Raw genomic sequence first — 16531 nt, forward strand, 5'->3', positions numbered from 1 at the left:
CTCCGGCGGGTTTCGGCACAGCGTAGAAGAGATGCGCTCCGCCTCAAAGGTCCGCGCATGCCGCCGTGCGATTGACCCGCCCGGCAGATCGGCCATCGTTCGGCGCGGCCGCCGGCCGACGCTGCGGTTTACCCGCGGCAGGCACGCGCGCTTGCGCGCAATCGCCCGGAAGTTGAAGGCCACGGCTCCCCGCGGCGCATATCCGCCCGACTGCTCTTTATGCGCCGTTTATGCCCCGCCCGCGCCTTCCACATCGCGCGTTGATGGCATGACGGCATAGATCGGAGGCTCCTGAAACCCCGGAGCCTTCCATGCTCGACATCCTCTTCATCGCGCTCGCCGCCGGCTTCTTCGCCGCCGCGGCACTCGGCGTGCGCTTGCTCGAACGGCTGTGAGGCCCGCCATGGCGATCGACCTCTTCGTCGGCGGCGCCGTCGCCGCCCTCCTCCTTGTCTATCTCGGCATCGCGCTCGCCCGGCCGGAGCGGTTCTGACCGCACCGGCCCGGATCCCGCGCAAGGACACCCCTCATGGCACCCGACATCCTCCAGTTCATCTTCTACGCGGTCGTGGTCACCGCGCTCGCCTGGCCGCTCGGCCTCCATCTCGCCGCGGTCTACGAGGGCCGCCCGACCGTTCTCTCGCCGGTGCTGGCGCCGGTCGAGCGCGGCATCCTGGCGCTCGCCGGCATCCGCGCCGGGCAGGGTCAGCACTGGACGCGCTATGCGCTGTCGGTGCTCGCCTTCAGTCTCGGCTCGGTGCTGCTGCTCTACGCCATCCTGCGGCTGCAGCATCTCCTGCCGTTCAACCCGCAGGGCTTTGCCGCGCTATCGCCCGACCTCGCCTTCAACACCGCCGTCTCGTTTGCCACCAACACCAACTGGCAGGCCTATGGCGGCGAGACCGCCTTGTCGTCACTCAGCCAGATGACGGGGCTGACGGTGCAGAACTTCGTCTCGGCCGGGGCCGGCATGGCGGTCTGCGCGGCGGTCATCCGCGGCTTTCTTGCCCGCGAGCAGAAGGTTCTCGGCAATTTCTGGGTCGACCTGACGCGCTCGGTCCTCTATGTGCTGCTTCCTCTGGCCATCCTTATGACCCTTTTCCTGGTCTGGCAGGGCGTGCCGCAGAACCTGGTCGCCTCGGTGACCGCCACGACCGTCGAGGGCGCGCAGCAGACCATCGCGCAGGGTCCGGCCGCCTCGCAGATCGCCATCAAGCAGCTCGGCACCAATGGCGGCGGCTACTTCAACGCCAATTCGGCCGTGCCCTACGAGAACCCGACGCCGCTGTCGAACCTCGTCGAGATGGTGTCGCTGCTGCTCATTCCCGCCGCCTTCTGCTTCATGTTCGGCCGCATGGCGCGCGACCTGCGCCAGGGGGTGGCGATCTTCGCCGCCATGGGGGTCCTGTTCCTTGCCGCGCTGGCGCTCACCTACGGCTCGGAGATCGCCGGCAACCCGGCCTTCGCGCCTCTGCCGGTCGAGCAGTCGGCCGGCAACATGGAGGGCAAGGAGGTGCGCTTCGGCGTCGGCAATTCCGCCCTCTGGGCCACCGCCACCACCGCCGCGTCCAACGGTTCGGTCAATTCCATGCACGACAGTTTCATGCCGCTCGGCGCGCTGGCGCCGATGCTCCTGATGCAGGTCGGCGAAGTGGTCTTCGGCGGCGTCGGTTCGGGCTTCTACGGCATGCTGTCCTTCGTCGTGCTCACCGTCTTCCTGGCCGGACTGATGGTCGGCCGCACGCCCGAATATCTCGGCAAGAAGATCGAGGCGCGCGAAGTGAAGCTCGCCGTCATCGCCTTCCTGGTCATGCCGCTCGGCGTGCTCGGGCTCGGCGCGCTGGCGGCCGTCCTGCCGGTCTCGCTTGCCTCCGTGCAGGATGCCGGCCCGCACGGGCTGTCGGAGATCCTCTACGCCTATTCGTCGGCGACCGGGAACAACGGCTCGGCCTTCGCCGGCTTCGGCGCCGGCACGCCCTACCACAACACGATGCTCGGCCTTGCCATGCTTCTCGGCCGCTTCGTTTACATCGTGCCGATGCTGGCGATGGCGGGAGCGCTTGCGGGGAAGAAGGCGGCGCCGGCCTCCAGCGGCACCTTCCCCACCCACGGCCCGCTCTTCGTCACGTTGCTCGTCGCCGTCATCCTCATCCTCGGCGGGCTCACCTTCTTCCCGGCGCTGGCGCTGGGTCCCATCGCCGAGCACGTCTCGATGCTCGCCGGACAGACCTTCTGAAGGCACATCCCATGCGCACCAAACAAGACATCTCCCTGTTCGACCGGCGCGTCACCGGTCCCGCGTTCACGGCAGCCTTCGCCAAGCTCGCGCCGCGCGCCATGGCGCGAAACCCCGTGATGTTCGTCACGGAAGTGGTGGCGACGCTGTCGACGCTGCTCTTCCTGCGCGATCTGGCGCTCGGCGCCGACGGCGTGGCGATCAGCGGCCAGATCGCGGCCTGGCTCTGGTTCACGGTCTATTTCGCCAACTTCGCGGAGGCCATGGCCGAAGGACGCGGCAAGGCCCGCGCCGACACGCTGCGCGCCACGCAGTCCGAGACGCCGGCGCGCAGGCTGGCGTCGCTCGCGGCCGAAACCCACGAGGTGGTGTCGAGCCGCTCGCTCAAGCCCGGCGATCTCGTGCTGGTCGCCGTCGACGACCTCGTGCCGGCCGACGGCGAGATCGTCGAGGGCATCGCGTCGGTCGACGAGAGCGCGATCACGGGCGAATCCGCGCCCGTCATCCGCGAGGCCGGCGGCGACCGCTCGGCGGTGACCGGCGGCACGCGGGTCGTGTCGGACTGGATCAAGGTCAGGGTCACCGCGAAGCCGGGCGAAAGCTTCCTCGACCGCATGATCGCCATGGTCGAGGGCGCGGAGCGGCAGAAGACGCCGAACGAGATCGCCCTCAACATCCTGCTCGCCGGCATGACGATCATCTTCCTGATCGTGGTGGTGACGCTGCAGCCCTTCATCGTCCACTCCGGCGCCTTCGTGCCGGTGATCTTTCTCGTCGCCCTGCTCGTCACGCTCATCCCCACCACCATCGGCGGGCTGCTCTCGGCCATCGGCATCGCCGGCATGGACCGTCTGGTGAAGGCCAACGTCATCGCCAAGTCCGGCCGCGCCGTGGAGGCGGCGGGCGACGTCGACGTGCTGCTGCTCGACAAGACCGGCACCATCACCTTCGGGGCGCGGATGGCCGACGCCTTCGAGACGCTGCCGGGCATAGCCCCGCGGGAGATGGCCGAAGCGGCGCTGCTCGCCTCGCTGTCCGACGAAACGCCGGAAGGCCGCTCGATCGTCGATTTCGCCCGCAGGCAGCTCGCCCGGATGCCCGACGGCGCCGATCGCGTCGCCGAGGCGATCCCGTTCTCTGCCAACACCCGCATCTCCGGCGCGACGCTCCGGGACGGGACGGCGCTGCGCAAGGGCGCGGCGGACGCCATTCTCGCCTGGTGCGGCACGACGGCCGCACCCGAACTGCGCGCCCTCGTCGAGGCGATCGCCCGGTCGGGCGGCACGCCGCTGCTCGTCGCCCGCGACAAGCGGGTGCTCGGCGTCGTGCACCTCAAGGACATCGTCAAGCCCGGCATCCGCGAGCGCTTCGCCGAGCTGCGGCGCATGGGCGTGCGCACCGTCATGGTGACGGGCGACAATCCGCTGACGGCGGCCGCCATCGCGGCCGAGGCCGGCGTCGACGATTTCCTCGCCGAGGCGACGCCCGAGCGCAAGCTGGAGCTGATCCGCAGGGAACAGGCCGAAGGCAAGCTCGTCGCCATGTGCGGCGACGGCTCCAACGACGCGCCGGCGCTGGCGCAGGCCGATGTCGGCGTCGCCATGAACACCGGCACGCCGGCGGCCAAGGAGGCCGGCAACCTGATCGACCTCGATTCGGACCCGACCAAGCTCATCGAGATCGTGCTGGTCGGCAAGCAGCTGCTGATTTCCCGCGGCGCGCTCACCACCTTCTCGATCGCCAACGACGTGGCGAAGTACTTCGCCATCCTGCCGGCGCTGTTCGTCACCGCCTATCCGGCGCTCGACGCGCTCGACGTCATGCGGCTCGGCAGCCCGGGCAGCGCCATCCTGTCGGCCGTCATCTTCAACGCGCTCGTCATCATCGCGCTGATCCCGCTGGCGCTGCGGGGCGTTGCCTACCGGCCCGCCTCGGCCGCCAGCCTGCTGCGCCGCAACCTGCTCGTCTACGGGGTCGGCGGCCTGATCGTTCCCTTCCTCGGCATCAAGGCGATCGACATCATTGTCAACGCCGCCGGCATCGTATGAGGTGACACCATGCTTTCCGAACTCAGACCCGCGCTCACGCTCCTCGCGCTCTTCACCGCCCTCACCGGCATCGCCTATCCGCTCGCCATGACCGGCGCCGCACAGGCCCTGTTTCCGGCACAGGCGAACGGCAGCCTCGTCGAGCGCGACGGCACGATCGTCGGCTCCGCGCTCGTCGGCCAGGCCTTCGCCGGCGCAGCCTATTTCCACGGCAGGCCGTCGGCCGCGGGCAGCGGCTACGACGCCGCTTCGACCGGCGGCAGCAATCTCGGCCCCACCTCGCGGACGCTGATCGATCGCGTCGCCGGCGATGCCGGGCGGATCAGCCTGGCGAATGGCGGCGGGCGCGTGCCGGTCGACCTCGTCACCGCCTCCGGCTCCGGGCTCGACCCGCACGTCTCGCCGCAGGCCGCCGCCTTCCAGGCGCAGCGCGTGGCGGCGGCCCGCGGCGCCGATCCCGCGGCGGTCCGCTCCCTCGTCGATGACCATGTCGAGGGCCGCACGCTCGGCCTCCTCGGCCAGCCGCGCGTCAACGTCCTCGCGCTCAATCTGGCGCTCGACGAGCGCTTCCCCGTTCCTGCGGCCCGCGAGTGACCATGGAGAGGGAGAGCCGCCCGCAACCCGAGGCCCTGCTCGCGGAAGCTGCGAAGGAGGGGCGCGGGCGGCTGAAGATCTTCCTCGGCGCCGCACCGGGCGTCGGCAAGACCTACGCCATGCTGGAGGCGGCGCAGCGGCGCAGGGCCGACGGCATCGACGTTGCCGTCGGCGTGGTCGAGACGCATGGCCGCGCCGAGACCGAAAGGCTGACCTTCGGCCTCGACCTGATGCCGCGCGCGCGCATCCCCTATGGCGGACGGCTGCTGGCCGAGATGGACCTCGACGGCCTCCTGGCGCGCCGGCCGGCGCTGGCCCTGGTCGACGAACTCGCCCATTCCAACGTGCCGGGCAGCCGCCATGCCAAGCGCTGGCAGGACGTCGAGGAACTGCTCGCCGCGGGCATCGACGTCTACTCGACGCTGAACGTCCAGCACCTCGAAAGCCTCAACGACGTCGTCGCCCGCATCGCGCGGGTCAAGGTGCGCGAGACGGTGCCCGACAAGGTGCTGGAACTCGCCGACGAGATCGAACTGATCGACCTGCCGCCGGAGGAGCTGATCGAGCGGCTGCGCCAGGGCAAGGTCTACATCCACGACCAGATCGCCCGCGCCATCCAAAACTTCTTCTCCAAGGGCAACCTGACGGCGCTGCGCGAACTCGCCATGCGCGTCGCCGCAGACCGCGTCGACGCGCAGATGGCCGCGCATATGCGCAGCCACGCCATCCCCGGCCCCTGGCCGACGCAGGACCGCGTGCTGGTCTGCGTCAACGAGGCGCCGGTCTCCAAGGCACTGGTGCGGGCCGCCAAGCGCATGGCCGAGCGGTCGCGCACCGACTGGATCGCCGCCTGCGTGGCCACGCCGCGCTCGGAGCACCTGCCCGACACCGCCAAGGATTCGATCGCGGATACGCTGCGGCTCGCCGAAACGCTCGGCGCCGAGATCGCCACCATCAATGCCGAGAGCCACGTCGCCGACGAGATCCTCGCCTTCGCGCGCAGCCGCAACGTCTCGCGCATCGTGATCGGGCGGCCGCGGCCGCGGCGCTTCAGCGCCTGGTTCACCCGCGAGACGGTGGCCGAGGAGATCATCCGCAAGGCGGGCGAGTTCGAGGTCACCATCGTCTCGGCCGATCCGGCGCAGGCCGGCGCGCCGCCGATCCGCGGCCCCTCGCTGGTGCCCGAGCGCGACCCCGGCGCCTATCTCTGGGCGAGCGCGGCTGTGGCGGCGGCAACCGCCGTTGCCGTCTTCGTCAACCGCCTCTTCCCGGTCGAGAGCCTGTCGCTGTTCTTCCTGGTCGCCGTGCTCGGCATTGCCGCGCGCTTCGGCCTCTGGCCGTCGATCTATGCCAGCGCCCTCGCCTTCCTCGGCTACAATTTCTTCCTCACCGAGCCCTTCTTCACCTTCGAGATCGCCAACCAGGACCTCGTGCTGACGCTGTTCCTGTTCCTGGCGGTGGCGATCGTCACCGGCAACCTCGCCGCCCGCCTGCGCGACCAGGCGCGGACGCAGCGCGCCATCGCCAGGCGGACCGCCAACCTGTTTGACTTCGCGCGCAAGGTGGCGAGCGTCGCCTCCCTCGACGATGTCGTCTGGGCGGCCGTCACCCACGTGGCCTCCACCATGCAGTGCTCCTCGCTGATCCTGATGCCGGACCCCGAAGGCACGCTGTCGATCGCCGGCGGCATGCCGCCGGAGGACCAGCTCGAGGCCAAGGACCGGGGTGCCGCCGAGTGGGCCTGGACCCGGCGCGAGCCCGCCGGATGGTCCTCGCCGACGCTGCCGACGGCCAGCTGGCTGTTCCTGCCGATGAAGAGCGCCGATGCGGTGCACGGTCTGCTCGGCGTCCGGTTCGGAACGCGCCGGTACATCACCACCGAGGAGCGGCGGCTGCTCGAATCGCTGGTCGACCAGGTCGGCATCGCCATCGAGCGCACGCGGCTCGCCGCCGACATGGAGCAGTCGCGGCTGCTGGCCGAGACCGAGAGCCTGCGCGCCGCCCTCCTCTCCTCCGTCAGCCACGACCTGCGCACCCCGCTCGTCTCCATCATCGGCGCGGCGACCGCGCTGGTCGACGCCGGCGACGCGCTCGGCAGGGAAGGCCAGCGGGCCATGGCCGAGACGATCCGCGACGAGGGCGAGCGGCTGAACCGCTACGTGCAGAACCTCCTCGACATGACCCGGCTCGGCTACGGGGCGCTGAAGCTCGCGCGCGAACCGGTCGACCTGCGCGAGGTGGTCGGCCGCGCGCTGCGGCGGCTTGAGCGCGACCTTGCCGGCCACCGCGTGGTGCGCGATCTTGATGCGGCGCTGCCCGACCTGCCCGGCGACGCCGTGCTCCTCGAACAGGTGGTGGCCAACATCCTCGACAATGCCGCGAAATACGCCCCTCCCGGCACGCCGGTCACCGTCTCGGCCAGGCAGGCCGGCGGCGAGGTCGTGCTGACCATCGCCGACGAGGGACCCGGCATCCCCGAGGCCGACCGGGCGCATGTCTTCGACATGTTCTTCCGCGTGCGCGCCGGCGACGGGCAGCCGGGCGGCACCGGCCTTGGCCTCTCCATCGCCAAGGGCATCGTCGACGCCCATGGCGGCTCGATCCGCGCCGAGGCCGCCCTGGCCGACGGGCGCGGCACGCGGATCGTCATCACCCTGCCGCTCGCGGCCGGCGCAGACGGAAAGCCCCGATGAACACCGGCCGCATCCTGCTCGTCGAGGACGATCCCGGCATCCGCCGCTTCCTGCGCGTGGCGCTGGAGGCACAGGGCTTCGTCCTGCAGGAAGCCGCCTCCGGCCGGGAGGGCATCGGCCTTGCCGCAACCGCGCAGCCCGACCTCGTCGTGCTCGATCTCGGCCTGCCCGACATGGACGGCAAGGCGGTCATCGCCAGCATCCGCGACTGGTCGCAGGTCCCGATCCTGATCCTGTCGGTGCGCCAGTCGGAGGACGAGAAGGTCGCCGCGCTCGACGCCGGCGCCAACGACTACGTCGTCAAGCCCTTCGGCATCGCCGAGTTGCTGGCGCGCGTGCGCGCACTGCTGCGCACCGGCCGCGGCGGTGCCGCACCGACGCCCGACATCGTGCTGCGCGACCTGCATGTCGACCTTGCCCGCCACGAGGTGACGCTCGCCGGCGAACCGGTGAAGCTGACGCGCAAGGAGTTCGACCTGCTGGCGCTCCTGGCGCGCAATGCCGGCCGCATCGTCACGCACCGGCAGCTGCTCGCCGACGTCTGGGGTCCGGCGCACGAGCACGACCTGCAATATCTGCGCGTCTTCGTCGGCCGGCTGCGCGCCAAGCTCGGCGACGACCCGGCCGCGCCGCGCTTCATCCTGAACGAGCCCGGCGTCGGCTACCGCTTCCTGGACTGACGCTGCGGCGGCCCTCCTTCACGCGCCGCCCGCAGGCGCGATGCCGAACCTCTGCCGGTAAGCGTTCGGCGCCAGGCCGACCAGCTTCTGGAACGTCTTGCGGAAGGCCGCCGGGTCGCCGTAGCCGACCTCCCATGCGATGCGGTCGACGGGCGCGTTCGTCCGTTCCAGCGCCTCGCGGCCCCTGGCGATGCGCACCTGCTGCAGATAGGCGGTCGGGCGGTGGCCGGTGGCGGCAATGAAGCGGCGCAGGAAGGTCCGCTCGGTCATCCCGGCGATCGCATGCAGGTCGGACATGTCGACGGCTGCGCCGGCATGGGCGTGCAGATGGTGCTGCGCGCGGCGGATGGCGTCGTCGCCATGGTCGAAGCGCGGCACGAAGGACGCGAAGGGACGCTGGCTCGAGCGCGGCGGATCGACGAGCAGGAAGCGCGCGGTGGCGAGCATGGTGGCGGGGCCGAGCAGCCGCTCCACCAGCGTCAGCCCGAGATCCGCCCAGGCCAGGATGCCGCCGGCCGTGATGATGTCGCCCTCGTCCACCACCATGTTCTCGTCGGCCAGACGGATCTTCGGGAAGCGCTGCGCGAGCTGGCGCGCGAAGGCCCAGTGCGTCGTCGCGCGACGTCCGTCGGCCAGTCCCGTCTCGGCCAGCACGAAGGCGCCGGCGCAGACCGAACAGAGCGTCGCGCCCTCCGCGTGACGGTCGCGCATCCAGCCGGCCGCCTCGGCCTGGGGCGCCATCCGCTCGGGCATGACGATGCTCGGCGGCGCGATGACGTGGCTCAGCCGGTGCGGCCCCGCATGGCTGTCGAAGATGCAGGCCACGCCCCCGGGCCCGGCCTGCCAGTGGCTGACGCGGATGGCATGGCGCCCGTCGGCCCAGTCGTTGGCGATGCGAAACAGGTCGGTCAGGCCGTAGATCGCCGAGAGCTGGCAGTCGGGATAGATCAGCAGGCCGATCTCCGCCACGGGTTGCGCTTCGGATGGCATTGTCCGTTTCGCCTCGCTCATTGTCCGTTCCGCCACTCTTTCCGATGCGCCCCGTCGCGTAGCTTCATTCCTGTCGAAGCCGAGGAGACGCCTCATGACCCCCTGCCCCACCCGACGCGACTTCCTGACGGCAGCCACCGCGACGCTCGCGCTGACCGCGCTGCCGCGGATCGCCCACACCCGCACACAAGGAGACCAGACCATGGCCACGATCAAGACCTCGGACGGAACGACCCTCTTCTACAAGGACTGGGGGCCGAAGGGTGCCCAGCCCGTCGTCTTCCACCACGGCTGGCCGCTGTCGGCCGACGACTGGGACAACCAGATGCTCTATTTCCTGCTGCAGGGCTACCGCGTGATCGCCCACGACCGGCGCGGCCACGGCCGTTCCGACCAGACCGACACCGGCAACGACATGGACACCTACGCCGCCGACGTCGCCGACCTCGCCCGGGCGCTCGACCTGAAGAACGCCATCCACATCGGCCATTCCACCGGCGGCGGCGAAGTCGCCCGCTACGTCGCCCGCGCCGAGGCCGGCCGGGTCGCCAAGGCCATCCTGATCGGCGCCGTGCCGCCGGTCATGGTCGCGTCGGAGGCCAATCCCGAGGGCATCCCGCTCGCGGTCTTCGACGGCTTCCGCGCCGCGCTCGTCGCCAACCGGGCGCAGTTCTTCCGCGACATCGCGTCCGGCCCCTTCTATGGCTTCAACCGGGATGGCGCTGCGGTCAGCCAGGGCCTGATCGACAACTGGTGGCGCCAGGGCATGGCGGGCGGCGCGAAGGCCCATTACGACTGCATCGCGGCCTTCTCGGAGACCGACTTCACCGAGGATCTGAAGGCGATCACGGTGCCCGTCCTGGTGATCCACGGCGAGGACGACCAGATCGTGCCGATCGCCAACTCCGCCCACAAGGCCATCAAGCTGCTCGGAAACGGCACGCTGAAGACCTATCCGGGCCTGTCGCACGGGCTGTTCGCCACGCATCCGGAGGTCGTCAATCCCGACATGCTCGCCTTCGCCCGCGCCTGACGCGGCTCCGGCAGGCGGACGGCGCAGCCTGCCGGTCCCCCATCGCGAGCCTGCGCGAGGGCGGCCTCCCTCAAGGGGCCGCCCGTCGCCTGCCGGGCGCGCCCGGAAGGGCTGCACGGCGGACCCGCACCTCCCGCCGCCGCGCCGCCCGTGTCATACTCCCGTCGTGGAGCCGCCCCACAGAGGCGGTCATTCGACACCACGCAACACCACGTCCGGAGTGCCTCATGAACCGCCCGTCCTTCGTCGTCAGCCGCCGTCTCGTCCTGCAGGGAATCGCCGCCTCCGCGGTCGCCGCCGCGCTTCCTGCCGTCGCGCGCGCCCAGACGGGGGGCGATGCCGTGCTGTTCACCATCGCCGACCTGCATGCGCCCTATGCCCGCCTGCCCGCGCTGCTCGCGCGCCTGCGCGCCCTGCGCACCGAGGCCGGGCGCCCGGCGGCGCTCCTGATCAACGGCGACGTCTTCGAGCGCGGCAACGCCGTTTGCCTGAAGTCGAACGGGGCGGCCGACTGGGCCTTCCTCGAGGCGGTGGCGGCCGAAATGCCCGTCGTCCTCAACCTCGGCAATCACGAGACGGCCGTCCTCGACGACATGGCGAGCTTCGTCGCCCGCGCCGACCGCGCCGGGGTGCAGGTGATCTCCAACCTCGTCGACAACCGCACCGGCCGCTTCTTCGCGCCCTTCGACGCGCGGCTCGGTCTCGGCGGCATGGACGTCTCCGTGCTCGGCCTGGCGGCGACCAATCCCTTCGTCTACCGCAAGCCGGTGCGCGACACGCTGACCTTCCTCGACACCGCCCGCTTCGTCGCCGACGCGCTGCCCGGCTCCAGCGCCGGCGCCGATGCCAGCGTCGTCATGAGCCATGCCGGCGTGAGCCCGGACAAGACCTTCCTTTCCACGCTGCCGGCCGGCACGATCGTCCAGGGCGCGCACGACCACCTCGATCTCGACATGACGCTGGACGGCAGGACCTATTTCCACGGCGCCAGCTGGGGCCGCAAGATCGGGATCGTCGAGCTCGCCAAGGGCGGTGCGGCGAGCTATCGGGCCGAAGAGGTCGCGCCGTCGGGCGGCGACGAGGCGCTCGCCGCGCTGATCGAGGCGATGAAGGCCGAGCACCTCACCGAGGCGGACTGCGCCGTCATCGCCGAACTGCCGCGCGCCTTCGACCTGCACGAATCGATCCTGCTCGCCACCGAGGCGCTGCGCCAGGCCACCGATGCCGACGTCGCCATGCTCGGCCACACCACCTTCGGCGCGCCGCTCGCCGCCGGCCCGCTCTCGCGCTACGATTTCGACGCCTATGTCCGTTTCGGCGGCGGCGTCAGCGTGGCCTCCATCTCCGGCGAAAAACTGTCCGCAATGCTCGCCCGCGCCAACCAGTTCATGGCCGAGACGCTCGACGGGATGACCGGCGACTATGTCCACGTCGCCGAGATCGACGTCGACCCGGCAAAGACCTACCGCCTCGCCGTCAACGACTGGACCGCCCAGAACCAGCAGGCCTATCTCGGCACCACCGACCTCGCCTTCGAGAAGGTCGAGGGCCTCGAACTGAAGGCGCTGATCGCCGAGCACCTCGCGGCGACGTTCTGAGGTCACCCGCAGCTGAGCCGCATCGCGGCCGCGATGCGGCCCCGGCACCCGCCGGGGCCCTGTCGCAAACCGTTTCTTTTGTAATGTTATAACGTTCTTGACGAACGTAATAACATAACATATCCGATCGTCGAGACCACCAGACAGGGATCGACGACCATGACCATGACCAGACTTGCCGCCAGCCTCATTGCCCTTGCGCTGGCCACAGCCGCGCCTGCCGCCCGGGCGGATCAGAGCGGAAACGGCAAGGACAGCGGGCACCAGACGGCGCACGGCCACGACCACGCGCATGACGACGAAGCGGCCCGCCAGATCTACAAGGGCTATTTCGACGACGACCAGATCAGGGACCGTGGCCTGTCGGACTGGGCCGGCGACTGGCAGTCGGTCTACCCCTATCTCCAGGATGGCACGCTCGATCCGGTGATGGCCCGCAAGGCCGAGACCGGCACCATGACCGCCGCCGAGCACAAGGCCTATTACGAGATCGGCTACCGGACCGACGTCGAGCGGATCGTCATCGAGGGCGACAGCGTCACGTTCTTCGAGAAGGGCAAGCCGCTGAAGGCCCGCTACGCCGGCGACGGCCACGAGATCCTGACCTACAAGAAGGGCAATCGCGGCGTCCGCTTCATCTTCCGGAAGGCCGAGGGCGACGACGCCGCCCCGCAGTTCATCCAGTTCAGCGACCACAAAATAGCGCCGGCCGCGGCCGACCACTACCACCTCTACTGGGGCAACGATCGCGCCGCCCTTCTGGAGGAAGTGACGAACTGGCCGACCTACTATCCCTCATCGCTCGATGCAGAGGCGATCGTGCACGAGATGCTCGCGCACTGACCGCGCCGGTCGACACGCGCCACCCCGCGCCCGGCCGCCTCAGGCCGGGCGCCCTCCCGTCCCGTCCGCACATCCGCACGATCCAGAGGTTCGCCATGCCCGAAACGGCCAAGCCCTCCAACCGTCTTCCCGTCACCGTGCTGTCCGGCTTCCTCGGCGCCGGCAAGACGACGCTCCTCAACCACGTCCTCAACAACCGCGAGGGCCGCCGCGTCGCCGTCATCGTCAACGACATGAGCGAGGTCAACATCGACGCCGCCCTCGTCCGCGACGGCGGCGCCAACCTGTCGCGCACCGACGAACAGCTGGTCGAGATGACCAATGGCTGCATCTGCTGCACCCTGCGCGACGACCTCCTGAAGGAGGTCCGCCGGCTGTCGCAGGAAGGCCGCTTCGACTATCTGCTCATCGAGGGCACCGGCATCGCCGAGCCCCTGCCGGTCGCCACCACCTTCGACTTCCGCGACGAGAACGGCGACAGCCTGTCCGACGTCGCCCGGCTGGACACGATGGTCACGGTCGTCGACGCGGCCAATCTCCTGAAGGACTATTCCTCGCACGATTTCCTGCGCGACCGCGGCGAGACGGCCGGCGACGGTGACGACCGCGCGCTGGTCGATCTCCTGGTCGAGCAGATCGAGTTCGCCGACGTGATCGTCCTGAACAAGGTCTCCGACACGCCCCCGGCCGATCTCGACCTCGCCCGCAAGATCGTCCGCGCGCTCAACCCCGATGCCGAACTCGTCGAGACCGATTTCGGCCGGGCGCCGCTCGCCAACATCCTCGACACCGGCCGCTTCGACTTCGACAAGGCCGCGCAGCACCCGCTCTGGTTCAAGGAGCTGAACGGCTTCAACGACCACGTGCCCGAGACCGAGGAATACGGCATCCGCTCCTTCGTCTATCGCGAGCGGCGGCCGTTCCATCCGACGCGGCTGAAGGACTTCATCAACCGGTCCTGGCCGGGCGTGGTTCGGGCCAAGGGCTTCTTCTGGCTGGCGACGCGGCCGCATTACGTCGGCGAGATCAGCCAGGCCGGCGCGCTGATCCGCACGGCCAAGCGCGGCTTGTGGTGGGCCTCGGTGCCGCGGCACCAGTGGCCCGACCATCCCGAATGGCGGGCCTCGATGAAGTCCTACCTCGATCCGGTCTGGGGCGACCGGCGCCAGGAGATCGTCTTCATCGGCTGCGACCCGATGAACGAAGCGCGCATCCGCGCCGAACTCGACGCCTGCCTGGTGGCGGAGACCGACTTCATGCCCGGCCGCTGGCGCGATCTCGCCGATCCGTTCCCGAGCTGGGAGCGGCAGGCGGCCTGACCTTGCCGAGCCGCCTCATCCCCGCGAACCGACGCCCCCGCATCGCTGCGGGGGCGTTTCTCTTTCTGGTTGGCGGCGGTCGATCCCGGCAATCGCCGGCCCGCCACGGGAGCCGCGTCACATCGCCGGCAGGATGGCGATGTCGCGCAGCATGCCTGGGGCGCCGGTAATGTCGCCCGTCTTCGTCGCCGTACCGGTCGCGACGTCGATCGTGTAGAGCGCGCCGCCGGCCGCCAGCCACGCCGTATTGGTGCCGTCGGCCGTGGTCTGGACGTCCATCGCCACCATCTCGACGTCGCCGATGCCCAGGCTGCCGATCGTCTTCAGCACGCCGTCGTTCGGCTTGACCTGCTGGATGAAGGTGCCGGCCGCATCGACGTCGTACATTGCCGTCTTCTCGGGCTTGCCGTAGGAATTGATGTAGGCGGTCGCGATCACCTTCGGCTCGCTCTCGGCGTTCGCATCGCCGGCCTCGAAGGCCAGCTTGCCGTCCTCGGTCACCTCGCCGGTGTCGACATTGGCGCGCAGGTTGGTGCCGTCCGAGCCCATCAGGCGCAGCCGGTCGGCCATCGGGTTGAAGTCGACGCTGGCCGTCACGCCCTCGGGCAGGTTGGTGGCGAGCTTGCTACCGGCCGTCGCAGCGCCCGTCTCCATGTCGATGGTCACGATCGTGCCATCCCTGGTCACGCCGTAGAGCATGTTGTTGGAGGGACGCAGGTCGATGCCCTGCAGCATCTCGACGCCATCGATCTCGACGGTCTTGGAGATTTCCGGCTTGTCGGTGTCGAACCAGACCAGCGTCTTGTCGCCCGAAAGGCCGATGGCGGGCGCGGCCGCGGCGGCGCCGGTCAGCGCGACGAGAGCGACGGAGGCCGCGAGGCCGCGGATGGTCGAGGGATTGGACATGGGGTGTCTCCTGTTCTGTTGAGACCGGCTTGCGGGGCTGGCCCGTTTGCCGGCGGTTACGGGGCCCTTACCCGGCAGCTTCCGCTCCGGATGCAGCCCGACGAAATTTTTCGCGCGGGCTTGCATCGGCGGGCGTCATCCCGTGTGTAAGGAGACGAAGAGGAACGGCATGACGCGGACCGACAGCATCGACGATGACTGCGAGCGGCTGCTGGCGCGGGTGGCCGGCGGCGACCGCATGGCGCTCGGGCAATTGTTCGCCACCGAGGCCGGCCGGCTGATCGCCATCGCGCGGCGCATCGTGCGACGGCGCGAGGTCGCGGAGGAGATCGTGCAGGATGCCTTCGTCGCGGTCTGGCGGCGCGCAGCGAGCTTCGATCCGGCACGCGGTGCCGGCCGCGCCTGGCTGACCACGATCGTGCGCAACCGGGCGCTGAACGCGGTGCGCGACGGCTCGCGGCTGGATTTCGCCGACGAGGAGCAGCTCGCCCTTTTCAGCGAGCGGAGCGGCGACGCGCACGCGGCCCTCGACGCCCTGTCGGACGGCGACGCGCTACGCCGCTGCCTGTCGGCGCTGGAGCCGCGGCGGCGCGAATCGATCCTGCTCGCCTATGTCGTCGGCTGCACCCATGGCGAGATCGCCGCCAGGCTCGACGCGCCGGTCGGGACCGTCAAGGCGTGGATCCGGCGCGGCGTCATCGCGCTGCAGGAGTGCCTGTCATGAGCGTCCGGGACGACCGCATGGCCCGCGCGGGCGATTACGTCCTCGGCCTCATGGAGGAGGCGGAGCGGCTGCGCGCCGAGGCCGACATGGCCACCGACGCCGAATTCCGCGCCGCAGTGGACCTGCTGTCCAATCGCATGGCGGCGCTCGACGACACCGCCGGCCGCGATCCGGTTCCGGAGGGGATGTGGACTGCCATCGAAGCGCGTCTCGTCGAAGCGGACGCCGATGCTGCGACCGCTGCGTCTTCGGCAGGCCGGTCCCTGTCCTCCGCGCCGGTCGTCGATCTCGCCGCGCGGCGGCGGCAGACGGCATGGCGTCCAGCCCTTATGGCTGCCAGCATCGCGGCGGCCCTCGGCATCGGCTACCTCGCGGGCACGACGTTCTCGCCACGGCCGCAGCCCGTCGTCGTGGTGGTGCTCGACACGCCGGACGCAGTGCCGGGCGCAATCTTCGAGGCCTTCGCCGACGACACGGTGCGCATCGTGCCGCTGCAGGATTTCGCCGTGCCCGAAGGCAAGACCCTCCAGGTCTGGACGCTCTACGACCCGGCCGTCGGACCGGTGTCGCTCGGAACCCTGCCGTCCGCCGTGCCGGCCGTGCTGCGCGGTCCCGACCAGCCCCTGCCGCGCGCCGACCAGCTCTACGAGATCACGCTCGAGCCCGCCCCCGGCTCGCCCACCGGCAAGCCCACGGGTCCGATCCTCGTCAAGGGTTTCGCCCGGCGCCCGCCGGGCTGAAATGCGGGAAATGCGGGGACAGTTTTACCCCGTCTACCCGATAACCCGAAATTCGTCGGGTCGGACGATGTGAAAGTTGTCGTTGACGGTGTCCCGGAAGGATTTCCACTTCTCGGGGAGCGTCGAC

The 16531-nt window shown here is 70.1% G+C and carries 14 protein-coding genes; 12 read left to right on the plus strand and 2 right to left on the minus strand.

The features are described 5' to 3' along the window. Positions 1–403 precede the first annotated feature (403 nt). Genes N1F91_RS04600 through N1F91_RS04625 form a run of 6 tightly spaced genes read left to right on the plus strand, consistent with a single transcriptional unit; the run spans position 404 to position 8251 of the window. Positions 404–493, plus strand: coding sequence for a potassium-transporting ATPase subunit F (locus tag N1F91_RS04600; RefSeq protein WP_289990555.1), 90 nt, complete (start codon positions 404–406; stop codon positions 491–493). Between the two features lie 36 nt (positions 494–529). Continuing rightward, positions 530–2236 (plus strand): potassium-transporting ATPase subunit KdpA, encoded by a 1707-nt coding sequence (gene kdpA, locus N1F91_RS04605; protein ID WP_289990557.1) that lies wholly within the window; start codon positions 530–532, stop codon positions 2234–2236. An 11-nt stretch (positions 2237–2247) separates the two neighbouring features. Then, the gene (gene kdpB, locus N1F91_RS04610; protein WP_289990558.1) at positions 2248–4284 is read left to right on the plus strand and encodes a potassium-transporting ATPase subunit KdpB; all 2037 of its coding nucleotides are present in this window, start codon (positions 2248–2250) and stop codon (positions 4282–4284) included. Between the two features lie 9 nt (positions 4285–4293). Then, positions 4294–4878, plus strand: coding sequence for a potassium-transporting ATPase subunit KdpC (gene kdpC, locus N1F91_RS04615; protein ID WP_289990559.1), 585 nt, complete (start codon positions 4294–4296; stop codon positions 4876–4878). A gap of 2 nt (positions 4879–4880) precedes the next feature. After that, positions 4881–7571, plus strand: a complete 2691-nt coding sequence (locus tag N1F91_RS04620; protein WP_289990560.1) for a sensor histidine kinase KdpD — start codon at positions 4881–4883, stop codon at positions 7569–7571. Then, positions 7568–8251 (plus strand): response regulator transcription factor, encoded by a 684-nt coding sequence (locus N1F91_RS04625; protein WP_289990561.1) that lies wholly within the window; start codon positions 7568–7570, stop codon positions 8249–8251. The genes N1F91_RS04620 and N1F91_RS04625 overlap by 4 nt, the downstream gene beginning before the upstream one ends. Positions 8252–8269: 18 nt before the next feature. Here N1F91_RS04625 and N1F91_RS04630 read toward each other — a convergent pair whose 3' ends face one another. Next, positions 8270–9241: a GlxA family transcriptional regulator gene (locus N1F91_RS04630; RefSeq protein ID WP_289990562.1), complete on the minus strand. Its 972-nt coding sequence runs from the start codon at positions 9239–9241 to the stop codon at positions 8270–8272. Between the two features lie 94 nt (positions 9242–9335). Here N1F91_RS04630 and N1F91_RS04635 point away from each other — a divergent pair, with 94 nt between their 5' ends. The 4 genes from N1F91_RS04635 (at position 9336) to zigA (ending at position 14034) form a co-directional block, all read left to right on the plus strand. Then, on the plus strand, positions 9336–10274 hold the full coding sequence (locus N1F91_RS04635) for an alpha/beta hydrolase (protein ID WP_289990563.1): 939 nt from the start codon (positions 9336–9338) through the stop codon (positions 10272–10274). A gap of 227 nt (positions 10275–10501) precedes the next feature. Continuing rightward, the gene (locus N1F91_RS04640) at positions 10502–11872 is read left to right on the plus strand and encodes a 5'-nucleotidase C-terminal domain-containing protein (RefSeq protein WP_289990564.1); all 1371 of its coding nucleotides are present in this window, start codon (positions 10502–10504) and stop codon (positions 11870–11872) included. 159 nt (positions 11873–12031) lie between these two features. After that, positions 12032–12715: a metal-binding protein ZinT gene (locus N1F91_RS04645; RefSeq protein WP_289990565.1), complete on the plus strand. Its 684-nt coding sequence runs from the start codon at positions 12032–12034 to the stop codon at positions 12713–12715. A gap of 95 nt (positions 12716–12810) precedes the next feature. Further along, positions 12811–14034: a zinc metallochaperone GTPase ZigA gene (gene zigA / locus N1F91_RS04650; protein WP_289990566.1), complete on the plus strand. Its 1224-nt coding sequence runs from the start codon at positions 12811–12813 to the stop codon at positions 14032–14034. 117 nt (positions 14035–14151) lie between these two features. Here the strand turns inward: zigA and N1F91_RS04655 are convergent, their stop codons facing one another. Next, positions 14152–14940 carry a DUF4394 domain-containing protein gene (locus N1F91_RS04655; RefSeq protein WP_289990567.1) on the minus strand — a complete coding sequence of 263 codons (789 nt, stop codon included), beginning with the start codon at positions 14938–14940 and terminating at the stop codon, positions 14152–14154. Between the two features lie 169 nt (positions 14941–15109). Here N1F91_RS04655 and N1F91_RS04660 point away from each other — a divergent pair, with 169 nt between their 5' ends. Then, on the plus strand, positions 15110–15664 hold the full coding sequence (locus N1F91_RS04660; RefSeq protein WP_289990568.1) for a sigma-70 family RNA polymerase sigma factor: 555 nt from the start codon (positions 15110–15112) through the stop codon (positions 15662–15664). Further along, a complete protein-coding gene (locus N1F91_RS04665; protein ID WP_289990569.1) occupies positions 15661–16404 on the plus strand; it encodes an anti-sigma factor in 744 nt (247 codons plus the stop codon). Before N1F91_RS04660 ends, N1F91_RS04665 begins: the two co-directional genes overlap by 4 nt. Positions 16405–16531 lie beyond the last annotated feature (127 nt).

This window comes from Aquibium sp. ELW1220 (assembly GCF_030398385.1).
Lineage (GTDB): Bacteria > Pseudomonadota > Alphaproteobacteria > Rhizobiales > Rhizobiaceae > Aquibium.